This window comes from Paenibacillus sp. 22594 (assembly GCF_052044425.1).
Classification (GTDB): domain Bacteria; phylum Bacillota; class Bacilli; order Paenibacillales; family Paenibacillaceae; genus Paenibacillus_AQ.
Window position 1 is genome coordinate 428702 of the sequence record NZ_JBQENA010000002.1, and the last position, 20600, is coordinate 449301.

The 20600-nt window shown below is 49.7% G+C and carries 24 protein-coding genes and 1 pseudogene; 16 read left to right on the plus strand and 9 right to left on the minus strand.

What is annotated here, in order from left to right:
- Window positions 1-4: 4 nt before the first annotated feature.
- From uxaC to ACTJKB_RS08635, 4 genes are all read right to left on the minus strand, one after another.
- A complete protein-coding gene (gene uxaC, locus ACTJKB_RS08620; RefSeq protein WP_440833252.1) occupies window positions 5-1420 on the minus strand; it encodes a glucuronate isomerase in 1416 nt (471 codons plus the stop codon).
- A 33-nt stretch (window positions 1421-1453) separates the two neighbouring features.
- Window positions 1454-2941 (minus strand): UxaA family hydrolase, encoded by a 1488-nt coding sequence (locus tag ACTJKB_RS08625; protein WP_440833253.1) that lies wholly within the window; start codon window positions 2939-2941, stop codon window positions 1454-1456.
- Window positions 2942-2969: 28 nt separating this feature from the next.
- Window positions 2970-4391: a tagaturonate reductase gene (locus ACTJKB_RS08630; RefSeq protein WP_440833254.1), complete on the minus strand. Its 1422-nt coding sequence runs from the start codon at window positions 4389-4391 to the stop codon at window positions 2970-2972.
- Between the two features lie 622 nt (window positions 4392-5013).
- On the minus strand, window positions 5014-6015 hold the full coding sequence (locus ACTJKB_RS08635) for a LacI family DNA-binding transcriptional regulator (protein WP_440833256.1): 1002 nt from the start codon (window positions 6013-6015) through the stop codon (window positions 5014-5016).
- Window positions 6016-6382: 367 nt separating this feature from the next.
- Here ACTJKB_RS08635 and ACTJKB_RS08640 point away from each other — a divergent pair, with 367 nt between their 5' ends.
- Together ACTJKB_RS08640 and ACTJKB_RS08645 are read left to right on the plus strand one after the other, a co-directional pair.
- A complete protein-coding gene (locus tag ACTJKB_RS08640) occupies window positions 6383-7354 on the plus strand; it encodes a pectinesterase family protein (RefSeq protein WP_440833873.1) in 972 nt (323 codons plus the stop codon).
- Between the two features lie 36 nt (window positions 7355-7390).
- Window positions 7391-7552, plus strand: a complete 162-nt coding sequence (locus tag ACTJKB_RS08645; RefSeq protein WP_440833258.1) for a hypothetical protein — start codon at window positions 7391-7393, stop codon at window positions 7550-7552.
- 30 nt (window positions 7553-7582) lie between these two features.
- On the opposite strand, the gene ACTJKB_RS08650 is transcribed toward ACTJKB_RS08645, so the two are convergent.
- Both ACTJKB_RS08650 and ACTJKB_RS08655 read right to left on the minus strand, forming a co-directional pair.
- Window positions 7583-7780, minus strand: a complete 198-nt coding sequence (locus tag ACTJKB_RS08650) for a hypothetical protein (RefSeq protein WP_440833259.1) — start codon at window positions 7778-7780, stop codon at window positions 7583-7585.
- A gap of 202 nt (window positions 7781-7982) precedes the next feature.
- On the minus strand, window positions 7983-8222 hold the full coding sequence (locus tag ACTJKB_RS08655) for a hypothetical protein (protein WP_440833260.1): 240 nt from the start codon (window positions 8220-8222) through the stop codon (window positions 7983-7985).
- A gap of 133 nt (window positions 8223-8355) precedes the next feature.
- Between ACTJKB_RS08655 and ACTJKB_RS08660 the strand changes: the two genes are divergently transcribed.
- The 5 genes from ACTJKB_RS08660 to ACTJKB_RS08680 all read left to right on the plus strand — a co-directional run bounded on the left by ACTJKB_RS08660 (window position 8356) and on the right by ACTJKB_RS08680 (window position 11885).
- Window positions 8356-8709: a DUF3139 domain-containing protein gene (locus ACTJKB_RS08660; RefSeq protein ID WP_440833261.1), complete on the plus strand. Its 354-nt coding sequence runs from the start codon at window positions 8356-8358 to the stop codon at window positions 8707-8709.
- 25 nt (window positions 8710-8734) lie between these two features.
- Entirely contained in the window at window positions 8735-9265 is a 531-nt protein-coding gene (locus tag ACTJKB_RS08665; RefSeq protein WP_440833263.1) for a hypothetical protein, read from the plus strand.
- Between the two features lie 43 nt (window positions 9266-9308).
- The gene (locus ACTJKB_RS08670; protein ID WP_440833264.1) at window positions 9309-10016 is read left to right on the plus strand and encodes a hypothetical protein; all 708 of its coding nucleotides are present in this window, start codon (window positions 9309-9311) and stop codon (window positions 10014-10016) included.
- Between the two features lie 157 nt (window positions 10017-10173).
- Complete coding sequence (locus tag ACTJKB_RS08675; protein WP_440833266.1) at window positions 10174-11301, plus strand: hypothetical protein; 1128 nt, start codon at window positions 10174-10176, stop codon at window positions 11299-11301.
- A gap of 32 nt (window positions 11302-11333) precedes the next feature.
- Entirely contained in the window at window positions 11334-11885 is a 552-nt protein-coding gene (locus ACTJKB_RS08680) for a hypothetical protein (RefSeq protein WP_440833268.1), read from the plus strand.
- On the opposite strand, the gene ACTJKB_RS08685 is transcribed toward ACTJKB_RS08680, so the two are convergent.
- Window positions 11886-13235, minus strand: a complete 1350-nt coding sequence (locus ACTJKB_RS08685; RefSeq protein WP_440833270.1) for a metallophosphoesterase — start codon at window positions 13233-13235, stop codon at window positions 11886-11888. It lies immediately after the preceding gene.
- 88 nt (window positions 13236-13323) lie between these two features.
- Window positions 13324-13884, minus strand: coding sequence for a hypothetical protein (locus ACTJKB_RS08690; RefSeq protein WP_440833271.1), 561 nt, complete (start codon window positions 13882-13884; stop codon window positions 13324-13326).
- A gap of 157 nt (window positions 13885-14041) precedes the next feature.
- Between ACTJKB_RS08690 and ACTJKB_RS08695 the strand changes: the two genes are divergently transcribed.
- The 9 genes and pseudogenes from ACTJKB_RS08695 to ACTJKB_RS08735 form a co-directional block, all read left to right on the plus strand.
- The gene (locus ACTJKB_RS08695) at window positions 14042-14617 is read left to right on the plus strand and encodes a TetR/AcrR family transcriptional regulator (RefSeq protein WP_440833273.1); all 576 of its coding nucleotides are present in this window, start codon (window positions 14042-14044) and stop codon (window positions 14615-14617) included.
- A gap of 145 nt (window positions 14618-14762) precedes the next feature.
- Window positions 14763-15428 (plus strand): ribonuclease H, encoded by a 666-nt coding sequence (gene rnhA / locus ACTJKB_RS08700; RefSeq protein ID WP_440833275.1) that lies wholly within the window; start codon window positions 14763-14765, stop codon window positions 15426-15428.
- Window positions 15429-15506: 78 nt separating this feature from the next.
- Entirely contained in the window at window positions 15507-16175 is a 669-nt protein-coding gene (ung, locus tag ACTJKB_RS08705; RefSeq protein WP_440833277.1) for a uracil-DNA glycosylase, read from the plus strand.
- Window positions 16176-16212: 37 nt separating this feature from the next.
- Window positions 16213-16617 carry a hypothetical protein gene (locus ACTJKB_RS08710; protein WP_440833278.1) on the plus strand — a complete coding sequence of 135 codons (405 nt, stop codon included), beginning with the start codon at window positions 16213-16215 and terminating at the stop codon, window positions 16615-16617.
- A gap of 235 nt (window positions 16618-16852) precedes the next feature.
- On the plus strand, window positions 16853-17038 hold the full coding sequence (locus tag ACTJKB_RS08715; RefSeq protein WP_440833280.1) for a hypothetical protein: 186 nt from the start codon (window positions 16853-16855) through the stop codon (window positions 17036-17038).
- Window positions 17039-17221: 183 nt separating this feature from the next.
- A complete protein-coding gene (locus tag ACTJKB_RS08720) occupies window positions 17222-17989 on the plus strand; it encodes a nucleotidyltransferase domain-containing protein (protein ID WP_440833281.1) in 768 nt (255 codons plus the stop codon).
- A 430-nt stretch (window positions 17990-18419) separates the two neighbouring features.
- A complete protein-coding gene (locus ACTJKB_RS08725; protein ID WP_440833283.1) occupies window positions 18420-18578 on the plus strand; it encodes a nucleotidyltransferase domain-containing protein in 159 nt (52 codons plus the stop codon).
- 389 nt (window positions 18579-18967) lie between these two features.
- Complete coding sequence (locus ACTJKB_RS08730; protein ID WP_440833284.1) at window positions 18968-19636, plus strand: Type 1 glutamine amidotransferase-like domain-containing protein; 669 nt, start codon at window positions 18968-18970, stop codon at window positions 19634-19636.
- A 156-nt stretch (window positions 19637-19792) separates the two neighbouring features.
- Window positions 19793-20056: pseudogene (locus tag ACTJKB_RS08735) on the plus strand (SRPBCC domain-containing protein); the annotation flags it as partial.
- Window positions 20057-20133: 77 nt separating this feature from the next.
- Here ACTJKB_RS08735 and ACTJKB_RS08740 read toward each other — a convergent pair.
- Entirely contained in the window at window positions 20134-20550 is a 417-nt protein-coding gene (locus ACTJKB_RS08740; RefSeq protein WP_440833286.1) for a VOC family protein, read from the minus strand.
- Window positions 20551-20600 lie beyond the last annotated feature (50 nt).

A 20600-nucleotide genomic window follows, 5' to 3' on the forward strand; every position in this document is an offset into this window, starting at 1 on the left:
CGATTCAAGAGTGTACAGCGCTGCGGGCTTCGAAGCCGAAGTATCCTGCGGCATTCCTGTAGGATATTCCTTCCACCAGTTGTCCCAGCAGTGTCTGGTCGTCCGGTGCTTCACCGCGTTCTGCCAGCTCACCCAGGAGTTCGCAGAGCACACGCCGGAAATACTCGTGGCGTGTGTAGGACAGAAAGCTGCGCGAATCGGTCAGCATGCCGACGAAATTACCCAAGAGGCTGTTGTCGGCAAGTAAGGTCAATTGGCGGCGCATGCCGTCGCGGGTATCGTTGTACCACCAGCCGGAGCCAAGCTGAAGCTTGCCTGCGGTATCTTTTTGATAACAGCCCATCAGAGCCAGCAGGGCAGGATAGTCTCCCGGGTTCAGCGAATAGAGGATGGTCTTCGGCAATCCCTTGCCGCATTCGGCCCGGTCCAGCAACCGCGAGAGTGCCTCAGCCAAAGACAGATCGTTAATTCCATCGTAACCCGTATCCGGTCCAAGGCGCTGGAACATCGGTGTATTATTGTTGCGGAAGGCATGCAGGTGCAGCTGCATGGTCCAATTGTGATCATGGTACATTCCGATCAGCGCCGACAGTAGCTCTGTCCGGTAGACAGTGATCTCTTCCGGTGTCAGCACCTCACCTTCCAGCCTTTTGGCGAAAATCCGCTCCACCTGTGAGATATCACCAGCCGCCTGATAACGCAGTACGTCGAGTGCATGGTCAGACAGCCGACAGCCGTTCGCGTGGAAAAATTCCACACGGCTCCGCAAGACTTCGACCAACGATTCATAATTGGCTACAGGTACTCCTGCTGCTTCCTCCAGCCGGGCCAGCCAAGCCGGGAATCCTTCGGCGTCGATATTCAGCGCTTTGTCGGGACGGAAAGTCGGGAAGACCTGAAAGTCATGCTCCGACTCCTTCAGCAGCCGGTGATATTCCAGCGAATCTGCCGGGTCATCCGTGGTGCAGATGATTTTGACATTCGAATTCCGGATCAGGCTCCGCCGGGTATAGGCAGGTTCAGCCAGCTTGCGGTTCACTTCCTCCCAGATGGCAGGAGCGGAGGTTTCGTTCAGCAGTTCATGAATTCCGAAGAATCGGCGCAATTCCAGATGGGTCCAGCTGTACAGCGGGTTGCCGATTGCCTTTGGAAGCGTACGGGCCCAGGCCAGAAACTTGTCATAATCGGAAGCATCACCGGTAATATGGGATTCAGGAATGCCATTGGCCCGCATAAGCCGCCATTTGTAATGGTCTCCGGCCAGCCAGGCTTCGGTCAGGTTGCGGAATGCCTTGTCTTCATAGATTTCCTTCGGGTCGAGATGGCAGTGATAATCGATAATCGGCATGGTTTTGGCATGATCATGGAAAAGCTTGCGCGCCGTTTCGCTGGTCAGCAGAAAATCGTCATTTAAAAACATCGTGATTCTCCCTTTACTTGGATTAGATAAGGATTAGAGCGTAACTCCGGTTTTGAAAATCGCCAGCTCGCGCACTTCATTCTGCTCGTTGCGCGTTTTTTGTCCGCTCGCTACATCGATGATATAGGTGATGAATTCCTCCAGCACATCGGCCATCGGGCGCTCCAGCAGCGGTCCGGCATTGAAGTCCATCCAATGGCCTTTTTTGGCAAAAAGATCATTGTTAGTCGCCACCTTGACCGTTGGCACAAAGCTGCCGAACGGTGTTCCCCGGCCGGTTGTAAAGAGCACGAGCTGGCAGTCCGATGCGGCAAGGGCGGAGGCCGCCACCAGATCGTTGCCCGGGGCCTGCAGGAGACTTAAGCCTTTGCGGCGCAGCTTTACGCCATAATCCAGCACGTCCACAACGGGCGAGCTGCCAGCCTTCTGGGTGCAGCCCAGTGATTTGTCTTCCAGCGTGCTGATCCCGCCAGCCTTGTTGCCGGGAGAGGGATTCTCATAGACCGGTTCCCCATAGGAGAGAAAATACTGCTTGAAATTATTTATCAGAGAGACGATGTCTTCATAGACCTCACGGTTCTCCGCACGTGCCATAAGCATTTTCTCGGCACCGAACATCTCGGGGACCTCAGTCAGCACAGAGGTTCCGCCCTGGGAAATAATGAAATCCGAGAAGGCACCCAGCAGCGGATTGGCGGTAATGCCGGAGAATCCGTCGGAGCCGCCGCATTTCAGTCCGACGTTCAGCTCGCTGAGCGGAACCGGCTCGCGGGCATCATTTTTCGCTGCCTCGTATAGTTCTTCGAGCAGAGTGAGGCCCGCCTCTACCTCGTTACCTACCTCTTGGGCAACGAGGAATTTGACCCGGCTCTCGTCATAGTCACCCAGCATGCTGCGGAACTCGGAGACGATATTATTCTCGCACCCGAGGCCGAAGACCAGCACGCCGCCAGCGTTCGGATGATTCACGGCATCCAGCAGAATGCTGCGGGTCATGCGGTGATCATCGCCAAGCTGCGAGCAGCCGTAAGGATGCTTGAGCACGGTAAAGTTATCGAAGCCGCCCAGATCCGGGTGTTCTGCCTTGAATTCCTGCAGCATCTGCTCGGCAATGCCGTTCACACAGCCAACCGTGGGAATGATGAACAGATCGTTGCGGATACCCACCTTACCGCTTGCGCGGCGGTAGCCCTGAAAAGTCAAATCACGTTTCGGATAAATGACCGGATGAAGCTCGGGAAGATATTCATATTCTTCTTCTCCTGCCAGATTGGTCTTGATGTTATGCGTATGAATCCAGTCACCTGCCCGGATCGCTTCGACCGCATGCCCGATGGGGTATCCGTATTTAGTAATAACGTCGTTCACAGCGAAGTCGGTTAAGGCGATTTTGTGGCCCTGCGGAATATCCTGGGCAGCCTCCAGAGTGAGTCCTTCAAAAGAGATCTTTTCACCAGAAGCAATCGGGCGCAGCGCAACAGCTACCGTATCGCGGGGATTCATTTTCATTAATCGTTTCATGCTGTCCCTCCTAATAGGAAATGATGGATTAGGCTTCCGAACTGACTAGCTGCTGCAGCGCCGCACGGGTGTCTGAGCTTTGAAGCTGGTGCAACTGGGCGTCAAGCGCTTCGGTCAGACCCGGCACTCTGGTTAGATCCTGGCCCCACAGGCTATCTTCCTTCAGGATCGCTGCAGCGAATGTGGAGGGATTACTCCAGGCTTGATCGAAGACCGCCAGGACTTCAGCGCTGTCCTGACGCTTCACGCGGTCTCCCCGGTAGCTGAGCAGCAGTGCGGCGAAGGCCAGCGTAATCAGCGGCGGCAGCTGGCTGCGTTCCTGCTGATACCGGAGTAGCACAGGGAGGAGGCGGGTTTTGAATTTGGAGATGCTGTTCAGGGAAATCGACGCCAGCTCATGGCGGATGAACGGGTTTTTGAACCGCTCAAGCACAGCGTCTGCGTAAGAGAGCAGCTCCTCCTGGGGAAGATCCAGCATCGGAATGAGCTCTTCATCCAAAAGCTCGCGCACATAGCGGTAGAATGTTTCATCATTCATCACATCCTCCACCGTTTCGAGCCCTGCCATCATGGCTAGGGGAACCATGGCCGTATGCGGGCCGTTCAACAGATGAACCTTCCGCTCACGGTAATGGGTCATGTCATCTGTGACGACAACGTTCAGCCCGGCTTTGGCCAATGGCAGCCGTTCAGACAGCCAGGACGGGCCTTCAATGACCCAGAACAGAAACGGCTCTGCGGTTACCATCAGCTTGTCGAGGTAGCCCAGCTCGCTTTCCAGTTCAGCGGCCTTGTCACGCGGATATCCCGGAACGATCCGGTCAACCAGGCTGCAGCAGAAGGTGTTCTCATCACTGAGCCACTGCAGGAAGCCTTCACCCAGATTCCACTCATTAGCGTACTGCCGCACAATTTCCTCCAGCTTCTCACCATTGCGGTCAATCAGCTCGCAGGGGATGATCACGAAGCCTTTTTTGCCCAGCTCAAACCGTCTGTGTAGAAGGGCAGTCAGCTTGGCGGGGAAGCTTGCAGGAGGCGCATCCTCCAGCTTGTCTCCGGGGTGATAGGCGATGCCTGCCTCTGTCGTATTGGAGGTGATGAACTCCAGTTCGTCATTCTCGGCCAAAGCCAGATAAGTCTCATAATCGCTGTAGGGATTGATCACCCGGCTAACGCTGGTGATGATCTCGCGCGAATTGACAGGCTGCTGCTGCATGATTCCGTTCAACAGCACCGTGTAAAGATTATCCTGCTCGGCCATCAGTCCGCAGAGTCCCTGGCCGATAGGTACAACAACTGCCGCGCTTCCGTTAAACAGGCCTTTCTGGTTCATCTGCTGCAGCTGCCAGTCAACAAAAGCACGCATGAAATTCCCTTCCCCAAATTGGATCATCCGTTCCGGATATTGCGGCAGGCCGGGCTGAGTGGTTCTGGATAAACGCTGTGTCATAAGTGTTCAATAATCTCCTTTATAAGGTATTGTAAAAATGCACACGTGAACATTTTATATAAAAAAAGAGAGGCTCTTTTTTTAACCGGATGGAGCTGGAAATTGCCCGCTTTTCACAATTGCCCATAACAGCGATTTGTGAAGTCAGATCATGCTGACCCGCAAGTTTATATGGAAAAAGGAGAACTAATCCGCAGGAAAACACTCGATTTCAGAGATTAGTGGGAATATGTACATCTAAATCGCTCAAAATCCTCATAAATGAGCAGATTTGACCGAAATATGTTTACTTTTTCCACTATTACATCCCGGATCCTCTGCCATAGCTGATTTTGTTTTACTTTTTCCACTTTAATAGAGTAACTTATGCTTTCAGAGTGGGGTCCGGGGAGAACTGCGTCCCAAACTGCGTCCCGAACTGTTGCTGCTCCGCACCTTCAGCCGTTCCTGATCTACTCTGCGGATTGCTTCAGATCTGCTCGCGAGCACTCTTTACCCGCTCGTCATTCACTTTTGCTCCGCTCGCCAGCACTCTTTACTCACAAGTCAATCACTCTTGATCCGCTTTGGCAGCCGGCTGCACATGGGGTTCTGTTTGCTTCAGCCCCCGCATACCGGCTCATTACTTCTGTAGCTCGGCAACAGTCTGGCGGGTGATTAACGCAGTATTCACGAACAACTGCTGGGGTTTGGTCTCCGGCTGCTGAAGCAGCTGTACCAGCATTTTGGTGCCGAGCTCACTGATCTCTGTAATGGGCTTGCGGACTGTGGTCAGGGCTGGATTCGTGTACCGGGCAAACATAATATCATCGAATCCAATCAGGGAAATCTGCCCCGGAACATCGGCCTTGTGAGCGTAGCAGGCGTTCATCGCGCCAATCGCCATATCGTCATTGGAGCAGAACACCGCTGTCGGCGGATCTTCCAGCAGGAGGAGGGCAGCCATTGCCGTGTATCCGCTCTCAATGCTGTAGTCTCCGGCCGCAAAGTAATCGGAGTTCAGCGGAAGACGATGGGCGATCAAGCTGTCCATGAAGCCTTGTTTGCGCTCGCTCGATGACTTGAAGCCAGGCTTGCCCTCGATCATAGCGAATTTCTGGTGTCCCAGCCGGACAGCATAATCAATGGCTGCTTTCACGCCTTCACGGTCATTTGCCACCACGTTCATAATGCCGGGATCTTCAAGCTGGCGGTTCAGCACCACCAGGGGAATCCCCATCTTCTTCACATGATAGATGAAGGCATTATCCTCGTCGCTCTGGCTCATGACCAGAATGCCGTCAAAACGCTGCGGCTGAATATTGCCGAAGTTGTGAACACCGTCAATACCATTGACCGTCAGGTTGAAGTTCTCATCCAGGATGTGGCTGATTCCTTTGATCGCATCGACCAGGAAGCTGGCCGAGGTCCCCTGTTCAATACTGGAGAAGAACAGACCGATGGTGAAGGATCTTTTGGTCACCAGGCTCTTGGCGCTGTAATTGGGCACATAGTTCATTTCAGCGGCGATTTTTTCGATTTTGTCCCGGGTTACTTTTTTGATCAGCGGGCTGCCGTTCAGCGCTCGGGAAACGGTCGTATGGGAGACGCCGGCGACACGTGCAATATCTTTGATGGTGATCATAATATCTCTCCGGGAAAATAGAATTGTTAACGATTTCAGTTTACGGTCTCTACACTGTCAAGTCAAGGAATTATTAAAATGCACACGTTAAAATTCTTATGGCAGAATAACATCTCTGGCGCTATAATTTATTTGCTTGCCTAAGACAAATGAGGGCCTGCTGCAACTGAACAAAACGTGTCAGGTAGCCGATTCGGGACGTCCGGACCGAAGTGACGGAAGTTTTGCTTAATATATCAACCCGTAATCACCAATGACCTAAAAAGCTTAGGCGCATTCCTGCAGGCCTGCGGAGAATATAAGAACATGCCTACCTGATACGCCGGGCCTGTACGTGAAGCCGATTGATGATAAGGAGGAAGAACCGATGCTGGTGGGAAAAGAAGCCTTCTGCGATTTTCATACCATACAGGAGGCTGTAAATGCGCTGGAATCTCAGCCGGAGGATGAGGAACGCACGCTGTATATTTTGTCAGGCGTATACGAGGAAACGGTAAGGATATACCGTTCCCATCTGCGGATTATCGGCATTGGCCACGTGGAGATTACCATGAACCGGTATGCCAGGGAGCTGGACGCCACAGGTGAAGAGATCACCACCTGTGCTACCCCAACGCTCTTCCTCGGGGGACACCGTCTGGTTGTGGAGAATCTGACGGTTGCCAATACGGCCGGACAGGGAACAGATATCGGGCAGGCCGTGGCAGTATATGCTCATTGTGACGAGACGGTCTTCTTCAACTGTACCTTCAAGGGATATCAGGATACCCTGTTGACGGGACCGCTGCCTCCTGCGACTAAGGAGGGTAAGCCCTTCGGCGGCATCCCGCTCAAAAAGCGGCATGACCGCTGCCGCCAGCTCTATACCCATTGTTATATTGAGGGAACAGTGGACTTTATTTTTGGAGGGGCGGCAGCCTATTTCGAGCATTGTGAAATCCGCAGTCTGCCGCATTACAGCCAGGGTGAGGGATACATAACAGCAGCGTCCACGCCTGAGGGTCAGGAATACGGGTATATGTTCAGCGGGTGCTTCTTAACGGCTGATCCAGGCGTAACCGGTGTCTATCTGGGACGGCCCTGGCGCAGATTCGCCCGGACCGAACTGGTGAATTGCCGCTACGGCAGACATATTGCCCCCCGGGGCTGGGATCATTGGGATGATCCGCACAATGAGCTGACCGTGAGATACTGCGAATACGGTGTGATGGGCGATGATCCCTTGCGGGGACAGCGTGCGGCTTGGGCGCTGTTGCCTGATGTGTCTGAGGAGGCACCAGGCAAAGCACAGATTTTTGCTGGTACGGATTTTTGGAAGAGGGAGGGTACCCAAGGCTAGGCAGCAGAGACCATACCCGACTTCGAGTTCCTGTTCATGGGCGGCAGCATACAGGAGGAGCGGCCTTACCATATGCTGCTGAAGCTGTGCAGGGGGATGCGGCTGAATCTGCTGGTCTCCTTGCTGTTCTATCTTCTCAATCATGCAATAATCCGGCTTGCCGCCGCCGTGGCAAACCCCAAAAAAGCGGGCACATAATCCTCTCATGTGTCCGCTTTTTCATAAGATTTACTTGTCCGTGGCTTGGTCCTTCTTGCCGGAATCCTCAGGAGAATCTCCTGTAAGAGTTTCCTGTACATTGTCCATAATGCCTCCGACGATATCATCCAGCTTGTCTGTAGATGCCGTCTGTCCAGGTCTGCTCGCATCAGGAATCTGATTAAAACCCGGGCTCCGTTTGTCTTGGAATTTCTCTTTGTCACTCATGCTTCTCATTCCTTTCCATGCTGCCGAAGTTAGAATATGTCCAAAACGCCTATCTTATGTAACGAGTACACCATATAGACGGATCTGAACCAGTGTGCATCGGGAAGCTGCATTTGGCAAAGGCGAAAGCTATAGGCTGGAGGTCCTTCAATTGGAGAAAGCAGGGAATTCATGCTTAAGGCGGAATGTATTAAAATGGAGGTTAGGCTTTGTTATGCTGAAATTTCGTGATTTCCCGGTCATAGTGGGATATACTGCCGTCGAATCTTTTGAGGCGCACGTAGTCTTCGGCAAACTTCTCCACGATTCCGATCCCCACCTGGGAATACATTCCGTCAGGATCAAGCTGCAACGCGGACACAAAGGTCTGCGACAGTGCGGCGACAAAAAAATCAACATTTTTAACAAGGGTCTGCGGCATGGCTGATAATCCTCCGTTCATTCGCTTTAGCGCGTTTAGCTACAAAAGCTTTTTATCTATAATACGACAGCCTTTGCATTTTGAAAATAGGATATAATTTGCAGGATTTGTGAAAATAACGCTTTGTATTTCAAATAGGGGAGGAATAAATGCTATGAGCGCTGCAAAAAAGGCGCTTGTTATTACACTGACGGTCCTCGGACTGCTCATCGTGCTGACTCCCATCGTTTATGCAAGGGTTGGCACCATAGTCTATGCTCACAGGGTCAAAGTCTACCTGATAGAAGAAATGGGCTATACCCGGGCGGAAATTGCTTCGGTTAAAGGGAAATGGACCATTAAGGCCCCTCCGTTTGTTGTACATGTCAAGTTTAGAGACGAACCCGAGGTGGAGTATACTTATTTTGCACACGCCGGAGTGATACAATTCAGCCACGAGATTTCCCGGAAAGGCTTGGACCAGGGGGTCACGGAGAAGAACTTGAAGCATTACGTTCCTCTGGATTAAATACAAGATTAAGGCGGTCGGCAGCATGGAAAATAACACTGAGCAAGCCAGGGAACTGTTCACCCGCTATCTGGGCAACCCCATACAGATGCACCGTGAAGGTGTGCTGCAGCAGTATAAGCAGTACGAGATCGACAAAGAAACAGAAAAACAGTGGGCAGAGGATATGATTGCGGAATATCTGAAGCAGCTGTCGATCCGTGACTGGGAGGCTGTGGACACGCTAGAGACGCTTTCCAGGCAATATCCGAATCCTGAAATGGCGGAAAAGATAGTTTCGTTTGCTTCACGCAACCTCATGAGCGCCGACAGCATCGTCAGACTGAGGTTCTCCGAAAGTCTGGTAGGCATCATTCGCTCACATAAAAAAGTGTTGCCCCGCGAGCAGTTATTCAGTGCCTGCCGGGCCGCCGCAGAGCTGCTGCAATCTGTCGCCGGCCAGCCTCTTGTGGTCGATCCGGGCCATGAGCTGGAGCAGCTGGGCCTCAAAGACAAACGGGGGTTGAACAGCAGGGCCAAGAAGAGCATGGATGAAGTCGAAGCGTTATTGAACTGAAGAAGATTTGAACGCTAAAAGTAAAATTGATGGAGGAATCCTGATGAGATTACTGGTCTCCCAGCCGTACCACGAAGCTGGTTTGTTGAAGCTGCAAGAAGAGCTGCGGCAGTGGTCCAATCTATGCGATGCGGTACTCTATCCTGAAGGATATGTGACGGATCCGGGCAGTGTGCAGACCCTTCGCGGCCTTGCCAGGCAGCACCGAAAGCTGGTGATTACCAGCTATAGAGATGAGAACCACAAGGACCGGGCATTAATGATTGGCTCCGGCGGAGAAATTCTCCTTGAACGGGCGAAGTCTCCCATGCAAGGAGAGCTGTATGCTCCATCAGTGGCTGACGCCTTAGGTATGCAGATCGGTTATCTGCTGTGTGTGGAGATCTTACAGGGACTGCACGGGCTCGAGGGGCAAGCCGAATCTCTGGATTTCATAGCCCATCCGATTGGCGTGGGCATGTTCAGTGAAGAACAGTTTACTATGTGGACAGAGGAAGCTGCACAGATTGCTGTGAAGTATAAATGCCCTGTTATCGGAACCAGTCATGCTGACGGCTCCTACCGGAATTGCGGAGTGTCCATCCCCATCTCCTACTGTATAGATGCAAATGGTCAGCCGCTGTACATTTCCAAGGCCGACACAAGAAGCCGTATTGTGGATTTGAAGAGCGGCCGTGTAGTGGTTGCGGGACCGGAAGGAAACCACGAGACAGGAACAGGGCTGGCTGGAACTGCAAAAGCACATGAATAGTGAATGGCTTCACACTATGAGTGAATTGCAATAATGATGCTCTAAAAAAGGTCTGTAAAGCGAATATGACATAAAGCTGTCCTGTTAGTTGTGCTACGATTTTCTGGATACACTGAAAGGAATAAATGAGACAGAGAACCGGCAGGAGGAGACAACAATGGCAGAACCGTTAAAAGCAATGTACAACGAGGGATTTCTGCGCGGCTTCGGTGTGAAGGTGAAGTGTGTATATGGCGGTTTCAACCTTGAGGGTTTTGTCGCTGCAGCGATGAGTGACCCTTGGGAGGCGCTGGAGCTTAAAGGACGGATGCGGCGGATCACGGAGACGCTGGGAACATTTTTGCCCCGGCGGTATGAGGATGCTCTGGAGATTCTGTTTGCGATAGTTGAAGAATGTGTAGGCTTCCCTTATCTGTTCTTCCCCGATTTCGTCGAGGTGTATGGTGCCGGCGATGAACACTTTGAGCTGTCCATGACAGCACTGGAGCGCTTCACGCCCAGATCGTCGGCGGAATTCGCTGTCCGCCCCTTTCTGCTGCGTGACCCGCAGCGGATGATGGCACAGATGCTGCAATGGTCGAAGCATCCCAGTGAGCATGTACGGCGGCTCTCCAGTGAGGGAAGCCGGCCCCGCTTGCCTTGGGGGCAGGCGCTGCCCATGTTCAAGCATGACCCGTCACCGGTGCTGCCGGTGCTGGAACAATTGAAGGCAGACCCTTCGCTGTATGTCCGCAAGAGTGTGGCGAACAATTTGAACGACATTGCCAAGGACCATCCCGAAGTTGTGATTGATACCGTACGGCGCTGGAAGGGCGTGAGTGCGCACACGGACTGGATTGTGCGTCATGGATGCCGTACTCTGATCCGCAAAGCGGACCCTGAGGTGATGGCCCTCTTTGGTTATGCCAGCCAGGAGGACGAGACACCTCTTGCCGTCAGTGCCGTCCTTTCTGTAGAGCCTACGGAACTGCACATAGGCGACAGCTGCGAGCTGGCTTATGCCCTTGCCATTCGTGAGGGGGAAGCGGTTCGTATACGTGTTGAATACGGTATTGATTTCGTTAAGGCGGGGGGCAAGACCTCGCGTAAGCTATTCCTGCTCTCGGATAAAACAGTTCCCGGCGGCACCCGGCTGACCGGAAAACGGACTCACCGTTGGGCGGATCTGACCACCCGCCGCCACTATGCGGGAGAGCATACCCTCACGCTGCTGGTGAACGGGCGTGAAGCCGCATCTGCAGTACTTGTGTTGAAGCCGCAGCACTTTGGAGACCTGAAGCTATGATTAGGTATATTTTTATGTGAGGGAGGCTGGGTATGAACGGAAGACTGGTATATCCGGTTATGCTGCTGTCCCTGCTGGTGACTCTGCTTGCGGGTTGCGGAGACACTAAGGGCTCTGCTCCAGAAGAGTCGGCTGAGTCGCCTCCGGCAGCTGTCACCATGCCGGAGAAGAAGCCCGGGGATTTCGCTTTTTCTGTCCGTTATGGTATCACAGCCCGGAATGAGATTAATACCTTCAACGGTACGGTAACGAAGGATTTGATCTCCAACGGTACAGCGACAATAAACCTCCGACTGACAGACGCTGAAATGAATGATATTTATCAGCAGCTGCGCGGGATGAATGCGCTGGGCGGCCTGGAGCTGGAGATAGCGGACAAGACCTGTGGGCGTGAACCCTATAACGAAGAGCACTGGACGATTCAGGTGAATGGTCAGCAGCAAACACTCGATTGGAGTGAGGCGTATTGCGAAATCACTCCCGATGCCAAGAGACTCGAAGCATTGCGGAATATGATCGTGAAGCTGGTCCAGAGCAGACCCGAGTACCAGGCGCTTCCTGAAGCGGTTGGGGGGTATGATTAACTATGGAAGCTTGATGTGAAGCTGCTGATTGTCTTTGGGAACCAGTCTGGACATTCCCATCACGTAGCTTTTGAGTCCGCTTGAGGGTGCGTTCTGCCACAGCCGGAAGCCGTCTAACCCGATCACCCCCGGAAGGTCAGCCTTGGCTGTTCCGGCAAAATAAATTTCGTTGAGCCGTCCCACCAGATCCGCCATGACCTGAAGCTCAGCGTCTGAATACTTGTCATAAGCCGCATCCTCCGACAGCCGGGCATAGCTTCGGGTAGAGGAACGCTTTCTGAAGTTCTGCTCGCTATAGGTGCCGAAGTGCAGCAGATTACTATCCTTGCTGCCGGAAGAAGCTGCCCACAGCTCTATATTCAGCTTTGAGGTGCTGTAGTCAAGTGTATGATTCGCAGAAGAATACTTCAGCATTCCGTATTGATGCGGATACACGGATAAGGCGCTGTCCGCGATATCGTAAATACTGGTGCCATCCCCGCTATTTTCGCTTATGTCCTGAATATGGATATGGCCGCTGAGTGCAGTGGCAATTCCGTTCCGCTTTAAGGCATCGACCACCTGTGCATTGTCATTAACTGTGAAGCCCTCTTGAATGAACTCACTATGATCCAGCAGGCTGTGGTGCATGACCGCTATCATATGCGCTCCACTGCTTGAGGCCAGCTTTCCGCATTCATCGATCCACTGCAATGTGGAGGGGGGAACTCTTCCATCCAGCTGGGGATGACCAAGCGCTATATTGTTGGCGTATTGACTGGTGTCCAACATGAGAAGCCATAGATCATCTGAAGGGGCTGCGAGATAACTCAGGGTATCAGTATCCTCAAGCAAGGCTTCGTCATATCCGAAGGTGCGGTAAAGGCTGCGGAATTCTTTTGGAGTGATGTTGTCCGCCTTATATTGCCGCTTGTCCTTGAATTCGCGCGCCCAAGGGTTCAGAATATCGTGATTGCCAGGAATAACATATACCCTTGTTCCGGTATTCTGTTCAATGATTTTTAGTCGCTTGGCCAGATCCTTATGACTTCGCTTCTCCCCATTGTTGGTGAGATCCCCGCTGATGATGAGCGCATCCGGCTTTTGGATTTCGATATCATGGCCGAGTGCGCTAATGATTTCTTCACTGTACCCCAGTTGCTTGCCGTCTCCGGCGGCGAGAAATTGATTGAAGGCCGGGCCGTAGTCAGTCAGGCTTTTGGATAGGTAGTGTGTGTCTGTCGTGGTCATGATCGTCAGATTATGACCGGATTGAATCCGGTACTGCTGCGGCGTAGTCTCATGCCCGCTGCATGAAGCCAAGGTGAGCAGAACAGGGATAAACACGAGCCCGCGGAATGAAATATGCATGATTGCCTCTTTTCTCCATAACCCGCAAAGAGGTGCTTCCCCGGGCAAACATGCCTTTAGAGAAACACCAAGTGCGGAAACCTATAAATTATTTTTGTACTTCTGTTACACCCGTTACTTTTCCCTGATCCGAAGCACTGTAGGTGGCCTGGTACTTTTCATCGGAGAAATAGACATTGCCCTCGATGGTTGCATTCACAACGCTGAAGCCATTCGCCTCCACATATACGTCACCCACAAAGGTGCCGCCCTGAATCCGGGCATTTTCGCTTTTGATAGTGATTTTGGGTGCGGTCAGAGTAAAAGAGTTGGTGATGTTGTGATCCGCATCCTGCGTGTACAGTGCAATCTTGCGCGCCGGTTCATCCTTGTGGATGAATTGACCGTCGACGACGAGATCCTCTGTGAAGGTCAGATCCTTAAGGGTAGCAGCAATCCAGGTACCTTCCTTGCTGATCGCTTTTTTGAAATCCTCTCCGTTGTCAACCACGGAAGCTGAGGTTACAGCGTCAGGTGCAGCAGTGGCATTGCTGGCGGTTCCGTTTCCCGCAGGCGTATTGGTGCCCGCCGTATTATTGTTCGCAGAGTTTCCGCATCCGACAAGCAATGTCAGAACGAATACTGCTGCTAAGGCTGCTAGCTTTTTCATGTGAATATCCTCCTTGGGGTATGGGACTATGCGATATCCATTAAAATTAATATAGAATGATTAGTGCGGAATTAATGTGAGATTACTCATAGGTTAGGGTATAATATTTACCGAACGTTCTATAAATGGTAAAATAGATGCAGAAAGGGGCTTGATTATGGCAAGAAGCAAAGAGTTTGATGTAGACAACGTGCTGGGCAAGGCGATGAACGTGTTTTGGCAGCAGGGCTATGAAAAAACCTCTATGCAGGATCTGGTTACCGGTATGGGTATTCATAAGCGGAGCATGTATGATACTTTTGGAGACAAGCACACCTTATATATAAAAGCTATGGAACGATTTGCAGATATGACCGTCAGCAAGATGGAGGGTCGTGTGGAAGGTACGGACTCCGCCAAGGAAGCCATCCGTCTATTGTTTGATACAATCATCTACAAGCAGGAGTCAGAGCCAACAGGCTGTCTGCTGGTGAATACGGCGGTTGAACTGGCTAATCATGATCCGGTGGCAACCTCCAAGGTAAATGAGGCTTTTCTGCACACGGAACAGCTCTTTGAACGATTGGTAGTGCAAGGGCAGGCAAGCGGTGAAATCTCCAGCCGTCACCAGGCGGCTAATCTGGCTGTATTCCTGCATAATGCGCTGGTGGGTCTTCGGGTCATGGTCAAAACCACACCGGATAAGGGCAAGCTGCAGACTATAGCCGATACCACACTTGCGATGCTGGATTAATGACCATGGGGATATTATGAACCTGCGGCCGATATATTATCCGCTGATATTGCCTGACGTCCAACATTCGCTGGAGTCATGGCCAATTCCAAAATAAAACATGTTAGGGTTATAAAGTTATTGCGGCAGAAAGGGGCTAGGTTCAATGGCCAAGCAGAAATATTATGTAGTATGGGAAGGCAAGAACCCGGGAGTGTACGGGACATGGGCGGAATGCCAGGCGCAGACGGATCATTTTACAGGGGCGAAGTATAAATCCTACGAATCCAGAGCGGAGGCGGACGCCGCTTACAAGGCAGGGTGGAAGGGGAACTGGGGAACCGGAGCCGCAGCCTCGGGTGTAGGGAAGAGCAAATCTGCAAGCACATTTAAGCGCAGTACAACGGCTGCTGAGTCTTCGGCGGAGATTGATTACGACAGCATTTCCGTAGACGTGGGGACCCGTGGTAACCCCGGACCTGTAGAATATAAGGGAGTTGATACGCAGACCGGGGAACTCATTTTTTCATGCGGACCGATCAAGAAAGGCACCAACAATCTTGGCGAGTTCCTGGCGATCGTCCACGCGTTGGCTCTGCTGAATAAAGAAGGAAGCAGCCGCACGATTTACAGTGATTCCGTGAATGCCATGAAATGGGTTAAGCAAAAGAAGGTTGCCACCACGTTGCCGCGCGATGCTTCAACAGAGGAAATCTGGACACTGATTGACCGCGCGGAACGCTGGCTGCAGACAAATACATACAAGAACAAAGTACTCAAGTGGCAGACCAAAGAGTGGGGCGAGATCAAAGCTGATTACGGGCGGAAATAAACTGCCGGGAGCCAGCTATAATTTGGGTAATATCAGGTAAAGAATGAATAACACGCATGGGAGCGGGAGGAAACATATATGTTTGGCAACGATTGGGATGAGATCCTGCAGGAAGAGACACAGAAGACTTATTTTCAGGAGCTGCGTTATGGGCTGGCGCGGGAATACAAAGAGTACACGGTATATCCGCCCAAGGACGAATTGTTCTCGGCGCTGAAGCTGACGCCTTACTGCAGGACAAGAGTAGTCATTCTGGGGCAAGACCCCTATCATGGAGCGGGACAGGCACATGGACTCAGCTTCTCGGTCAAACCCGGGGTGCGGATACCACCTTCCCTGCGCAATATCTACACAGAGCTGCATACGGACATGGATGTGCCAGTTCCGAACCACGGCTCGCTGCTGCACTGGGCGGAGGAAGGAGTTCTGATGCTGAATGCTGTGCTGACGGTCCGTGAAGGACAGCCTAATTCCCATAAAGGGCTCGGCTGGGAGACTTTCACCGATGCGGTGATGGAGAAGCTAAACGAACGGCAGGAACCAATGGTCTTCATCCTCTGGGGCAGTCATGCCCAGCAAAAAGGAGCCTATATCGACTCCAGCCGCCACCTTGTGATGAAGTCCCCGCATCCGAGCCCATTCTCAGCGCATCGGGGGTTTCTGGGCAGCCGTCCCTTTTCCCAGGCGAACAAGTATCTGGAATCGAAAGGCTTACAGGGAATCAATTGGTCCATACCGAATATATAGATAACTTTGATTTGGATACAGCTAAGGGGGTGGAGCCATGAAGCATTGGGTAGGCAGACCGGTTATTATGTATTGTGGCGATGAACCCTACACGATTATGAAAGGTGTTTTGCGTAAATGGGACCCGGCTGCTGCTGTGGCCGTCATTGGTCATCAGGAAATTGCGGTGCCTTTTCGCGACATTGTGTACATCAAGGCTCTAGCCCCCAAAGAGAGAGCCTTAGCCCCAACACTGCATGTTGTCGGATATGTCATGAGAGAACGCCAGCAGTTCGACAATGCAATCTACTTCAAATCGGCGGTCACTGTCTGGAAAGGCGATCAGCTGATTGCTTACAATACAACAATTGTTTCCCATACCAAGGGCTCCGTGACGCTCATGGATGGACAGAATCTGCCAAAAGGCAGCCATATTTTTGTTGTGCGCTCTCTCCGGGGCTGAACGGTTCGGACTAGATTTATATGACTGTGGCAGCTTTCTTCATTCTTAAAAGGACAAAAAGTGAGCAAAGCAGCGATTCTCCCGTTCCTGGAGAATCGCTGCTTTGCGTTTTTGGTCCCCAGCGGCTTGTTTCAGCATGTACCTGTCTGTCATGTTCATTTTAGATAACGGGCAGAGGGTTTCAAATATATGGTAATATTGCATTGAGAATAAGTTGCATAAGGATATCACATTCATGAATATTTCCAGTGGAGAAACCACAACGGAGACCAGAGGAATACAAGCCTTCAGGGAGTTGGCAGAACAGTCGGCAGCGATGTTCTCCAGCCGTCGCCAGACCATTACCGGTTACAGTATTATTAATGACAAAGTAGAGGTCGGTATCGATTATGAAGGTGTTCTTGCCGTGGATATTTTTTAATGGGACACGATAGCTACAAAATAGGATGGAGCAGTTATGCCGGTGGGCATTTGCTCCATTTTTCGTTAAGCAAACGGGCAGGTTAGTTGAATGATTTCGCGAATAACTGAAGTCATGACGAATTTACGAAGTTCGCAAAAAACACTTTAGCCGAAAGAAGTTCTTAGTTTAGGAGGAGTCTATATGATATTAGAAAAAGTTATAAATAGAATTGTAATAAAAAGTGAATATAAGGATTTTGTTGATAAGTATATAGATAATATACTTACCGAATTTAAAGGTAAGATTCATAGCATTTATATGTGTGGCTCGATTCCAAAAGGAACTGCTAAACCTTTTAAGTCAGATGCAGACTTTACTATTGTATGTGTAAATCCCAAAGATATTGATTACGAAAGATTGTCAAATATTAAAGACAGGCTTTTGGAAGAATATCCAGTAGTAACTAAGATTGATACGATAATTTGCTCGATTGACGATGTATTAAGTAAACCAAATGAGTGGGGTTTTTGGGTAAAGATAATTTGTGTTTGCATATATGGTCATGACGTTGGTGAAAAGGTACCACCGATAATTATTTCTCCAGAGTTCATTTTAGACTTAAATACAGAGACCAAGGAGGAAGTAGATCGTATACATAGTTTACTTTCTAATGCTAGTGATAACACAATGAAAACTAGATATATTAAAGGTTACTCTAAGAGATTAATTCGTGCATTATACTCTTTGGTTTTAGAAGATACAGGTGTATGGCAAGACGACATTATTAAGATGAAGAATGCCATATTAAACTATTGTGAGATTGACTCCGCTTTAGTTGATTATCTGTATGCTTGTTACTTGGATAGTAATGTACTTGTTGAAGAGTTTCTGGGAATTGCAGATGAAGTATATAGCTATTTTGAGAACGCCTTAAATGCAGTGGCTGCTTCCAGAACTTCCTTCGGCTAACACCATATTGACGCTCCGGGGCACTCTGAGAAGCAGTGACCACATCCAGCCCCCTAAGCCCGTCGGGACGACACTGCATTAGGTGTTCGGCAAGCCTCCTAAGCAGCGACTCTAATTAAAACATAAGACTATTGAGCTAACTGAAAACGGTAGCGTAAAGATCGGTATAGCTTAATTATAAATGTTCTTTACATCTAAATCAGGGAAATCATCAGTATTTTCTGCAATAAAGAGATTCCATAGCCAACACAGTGGTGAAAAAACGATAGTTGCAATAAGTGAACGCTATTCGCAAGTTTTGCAAAAGAACACAGTGATCTGTGCCCCTGACACGTATATTAGTTGGTATTTCGGGAAAATTGATTAAACTATCTGGAAACGATAGCGGAAATGAGCAGATTGCATTGGCAGTCTGCTTTTTTGGCTTGATATGAACACACAGGCTTTATTAGATCAAGTAGTTGCACCTTTTAAAGAAGAGCTTAAAGGGAACTTGTTAGGAATTTATTTGCATGGATCTTTAGCAATGGGGTGTTTTAATCCCTTAAAAAGTGATGTGGATTTTTTAGTTGTTGTAAAAAAAGCTTAGACCAGTAAATAATTCTAGGATTGCAAAAATAGCTTTATCTTTGCATTATGAAATGTCTGGGGTTCCTAATAAGCCTGGAATAGAGTGAGCTTTATGAACCGATTAATAGTCAATACACATGAAATAAAGCAAAACGTATCATTAAGTTCTAACGTAAAGACAGAAGGCTGCCGGTAGATCGGTAGCTATTTTAGCTATTGGGCAGTGTAACGAGGAAACATACTTCACATACTTAAATTCCAGGTTATGGTAATATAGAGTTAAATTTATGAAAAGTATACAAGAGGTACAAGCGAAATGGCTGAAGAACCGTTCATCTTTCTAGCGTGTATAATATGTTTTCGTTAAGAATGGATGAATGTAAATAATACATATGGAGGTAATTAAGTTTGAGTACTCACTACTATTTCAGTTGGTTTAATCATTTTTTCCCAGAGAAGCTGGTCCATTGTTTGCATGAGGATATACAAGACAGAAAATCGCTTGTTATGATTAGCGCTGATCCATCTGGTTATACAGGTGAGCAAATTAACTTTGATGATGTTTCTGAATGGACATGGTTGAATCAGGCTAATATTATTTTTGATGAATATCATTTCATTGATTACCGCATGCGGAAGGAAGATGCCCAGCGATTTATTCAGGGCGCTTCTGTCATTTTTTTATGCGGTGGAGATCCTGTTTTGCAAAACGATTTTTTGGCGCATTATGAATTATCAAATGTTATTAAGAACAGCAATGTCATTATAATGGGTGCCAGCGCCGGTGCGTTAAACATGGCTGCAAAATGGTTATGCTTGAAAAACACTGGCAATGATGTTGAAACAAGTACTATTTATGATGGTATTGGCTTTGATCATTTTGCCTATGAATCTCATGCTAAACGCAACTACGCTACGTTTGTTCAAGGCTACCTGTTCCCCTTGTCTGAAGAGATTGATGTATATGCGGCAGAACAGGAGAGTGCAATACGTGTAAAGGACGGCAAAATAGAAATAATGGGTCCTGTATATTTAATTTCCCACTCAAAGATTCAGAAATTGGTTGAGACGCTCTAATTAGGCTTACAGCGAATCATCTCAGGTTTTTAATATCCCCAGGACTAATTGTTGGGCAGAAATGATAAATTTTTTAGACCGCCTTCAATGGCGGTCTTTCTATGTCCGGCAAATGCTAGCTGCTCATTTTCAATATATGGTTATTATCAATATGATGGAGGAGTTCTGACGCGGATGGAAGCGAAGGATGGCAGCATGGGCTTTGATTTTGGCGGCGTCTACGATGTCGTGAATCGGCATGAGGCGATCGGCTACACCATGGAAGACGGAAGAAGAGTGGATATTGCTTTCGTCGATCAAGGGAATGAGACGAAGGTCATTGAAACGTTCGACGCGGAAAGCTCCAATCCCGTCGAGTTCCAGCAAGCAGGCTGGCAAGCAATCATGGACAATTTCAAAGCCTATACCGAACAAAACTAATCATCGAAGAAGACGCCAGGGAAGATGCCCGGCGTCTTTCTTTTTGATCCCTAGTACGAGCGTGCTCTTGCTTAACCTCAACCTTGTGCCGCATCCATGTTCATGTAGTTAATTGCCCACAGATGGCCGTCCAAGTCCACGAAGCCCCAATGATACATGAACCCATGATCTTCAGGTTCAGCATGCAATTTCCCGCCCAAGGAGACCGCGGTATTCACGATTTCATCGACCTTATCCCGGCTCTCGAAGGCCAATGCGATCGTCATCTGCGCATACTTGCTCGTATCGACGGATTCCTTCTCTGTGAGCGTATTAAAGAATGCTTGATTGATCAGCATGACCTGCAGGTTGCCGCCGATCACGATGGCTACCGAATTCTCATTCTCGGGGAATTGCGGGTTGAGCTCGAAACCGAGTCCGGTGAAGAACGCTTTCGATTGTTCTACTTTTTTTACAGGCAGGTTGACGCTCGTGAATGCGGACGTTAATGCCATTTTCAAAACACCTCTTCGTCAAATTAGTTTGTGTTCATGTATGCCTTCGT

Bases quoted from the DNA above. Each gene is read 5' to 3' on its own strand.
- ACTJKB_RS08645 (WP_440833258.1), top strand. From the start codon at position 7,391: ATGGGCGGCAGCATACAGGAGGAGCGGCCTTACCATATGCTGCTGAAG.
- ACTJKB_RS08680 (WP_440833268.1), top strand. From the start codon at position 11,334: ATGAACGGAAGACTGGTATATCCGGTTATGCTGCTGTCCCTGCTGGTG.
- ACTJKB_RS08675 (WP_440833266.1), top strand. From the start codon at position 10,174: ATGGCAGAACCGTTAAAAGCAATGTACAACGAGGGATTTCTGCGCGGC.
- ACTJKB_RS08725 (WP_440833283.1), top strand. From the start codon at position 18,420: ATGAACACACAGGCTTTATTAGATCAAGTAGTTGCACCTTTTAAAGAA.
- ACTJKB_RS08665 (WP_440833263.1), top strand. From the start codon at position 8,735: ATGGAAAATAACACTGAGCAAGCCAGGGAACTGTTCACCCGCTATCTG.
- ACTJKB_RS08670 (WP_440833264.1), top strand. From the start codon at position 9,309: ATGAGATTACTGGTCTCCCAGCCGTACCACGAAGCTGGTTTGTTGAAG.
- ACTJKB_RS08720 (WP_440833281.1), top strand. From the start codon at position 17,222: ATGATATTAGAAAAAGTTATAAATAGAATTGTAATAAAAAGTGAATAT.
- ACTJKB_RS08685 (WP_440833270.1), bottom strand. From the start codon at position 13,235: ATGCATATTTCATTCCGCGGGCTCGTGTTTATCCCTGTTCTGCTCACC.
- ACTJKB_RS08695 (WP_440833273.1), top strand. From the start codon at position 14,042: ATGGCAAGAAGCAAAGAGTTTGATGTAGACAACGTGCTGGGCAAGGCG.
- ACTJKB_RS08710 (WP_440833278.1), top strand. From the start codon at position 16,213: ATGAAGCATTGGGTAGGCAGACCGGTTATTATGTATTGTGGCGATGAA.
- ACTJKB_RS08625 (WP_440833253.1), bottom strand. From the start codon at position 2,941: ATGAAACGATTAATGAAAATGAATCCCCGCGATACGGTAGCTGTTGCG.
- uxaC (WP_440833252.1), bottom strand. From the start codon at position 1,420: ATGTTTTTAAATGACGATTTTCTGCTGACCAGCGAAACGGCGCGCAAG.
- ACTJKB_RS08640 (WP_440833873.1), top strand. From the start codon at position 6,383: ATGCTGGTGGGAAAAGAAGCCTTCTGCGATTTTCATACCATACAGGAG.
- ACTJKB_RS08650 (WP_440833259.1), bottom strand. From the start codon at position 7,780: ATGAGTGACAAAGAGAAATTCCAAGACAAACGGAGCCCGGGTTTTAAT.
- ACTJKB_RS08690 (WP_440833271.1), bottom strand. From the start codon at position 13,884: ATGAAAAAGCTAGCAGCCTTAGCAGCAGTATTCGTTCTGACATTGCTT.
- ACTJKB_RS08660 (WP_440833261.1), top strand. From the start codon at position 8,356: ATGAGCGCTGCAAAAAAGGCGCTTGTTATTACACTGACGGTCCTCGGA.
- ACTJKB_RS08655 (WP_440833260.1), bottom strand. From the start codon at position 8,222: ATGAACGGAGGATTATCAGCCATGCCGCAGACCCTTGTTAAAAATGTT.
- ACTJKB_RS08635 (WP_440833256.1), bottom strand. From the start codon at position 6,015: ATGATCACCATCAAAGATATTGCACGTGTCGCCGGCGTCTCCCATACG.
- ACTJKB_RS08630 (WP_440833254.1), bottom strand. From the start codon at position 4,391: ATGACACAGCGTTTATCCAGAACCACTCAGCCCGGCCTGCCGCAATAT.
- rnhA (WP_440833275.1), top strand. From the start codon at position 14,763: ATGGCCAAGCAGAAATATTATGTAGTATGGGAAGGCAAGAACCCGGGA.
- ung (WP_440833277.1), top strand. From the start codon at position 15,507: ATGTTTGGCAACGATTGGGATGAGATCCTGCAGGAAGAGACACAGAAG.
- ACTJKB_RS08740 (WP_440833286.1), bottom strand. From the start codon at position 20,550: ATGGCATTAACGTCCGCATTCACGAGCGTCAACCTGCCTGTAAAAAAA.
- ACTJKB_RS08715 (WP_440833280.1), top strand. From the start codon at position 16,853: ATGAATATTTCCAGTGGAGAAACCACAACGGAGACCAGAGGAATACAA.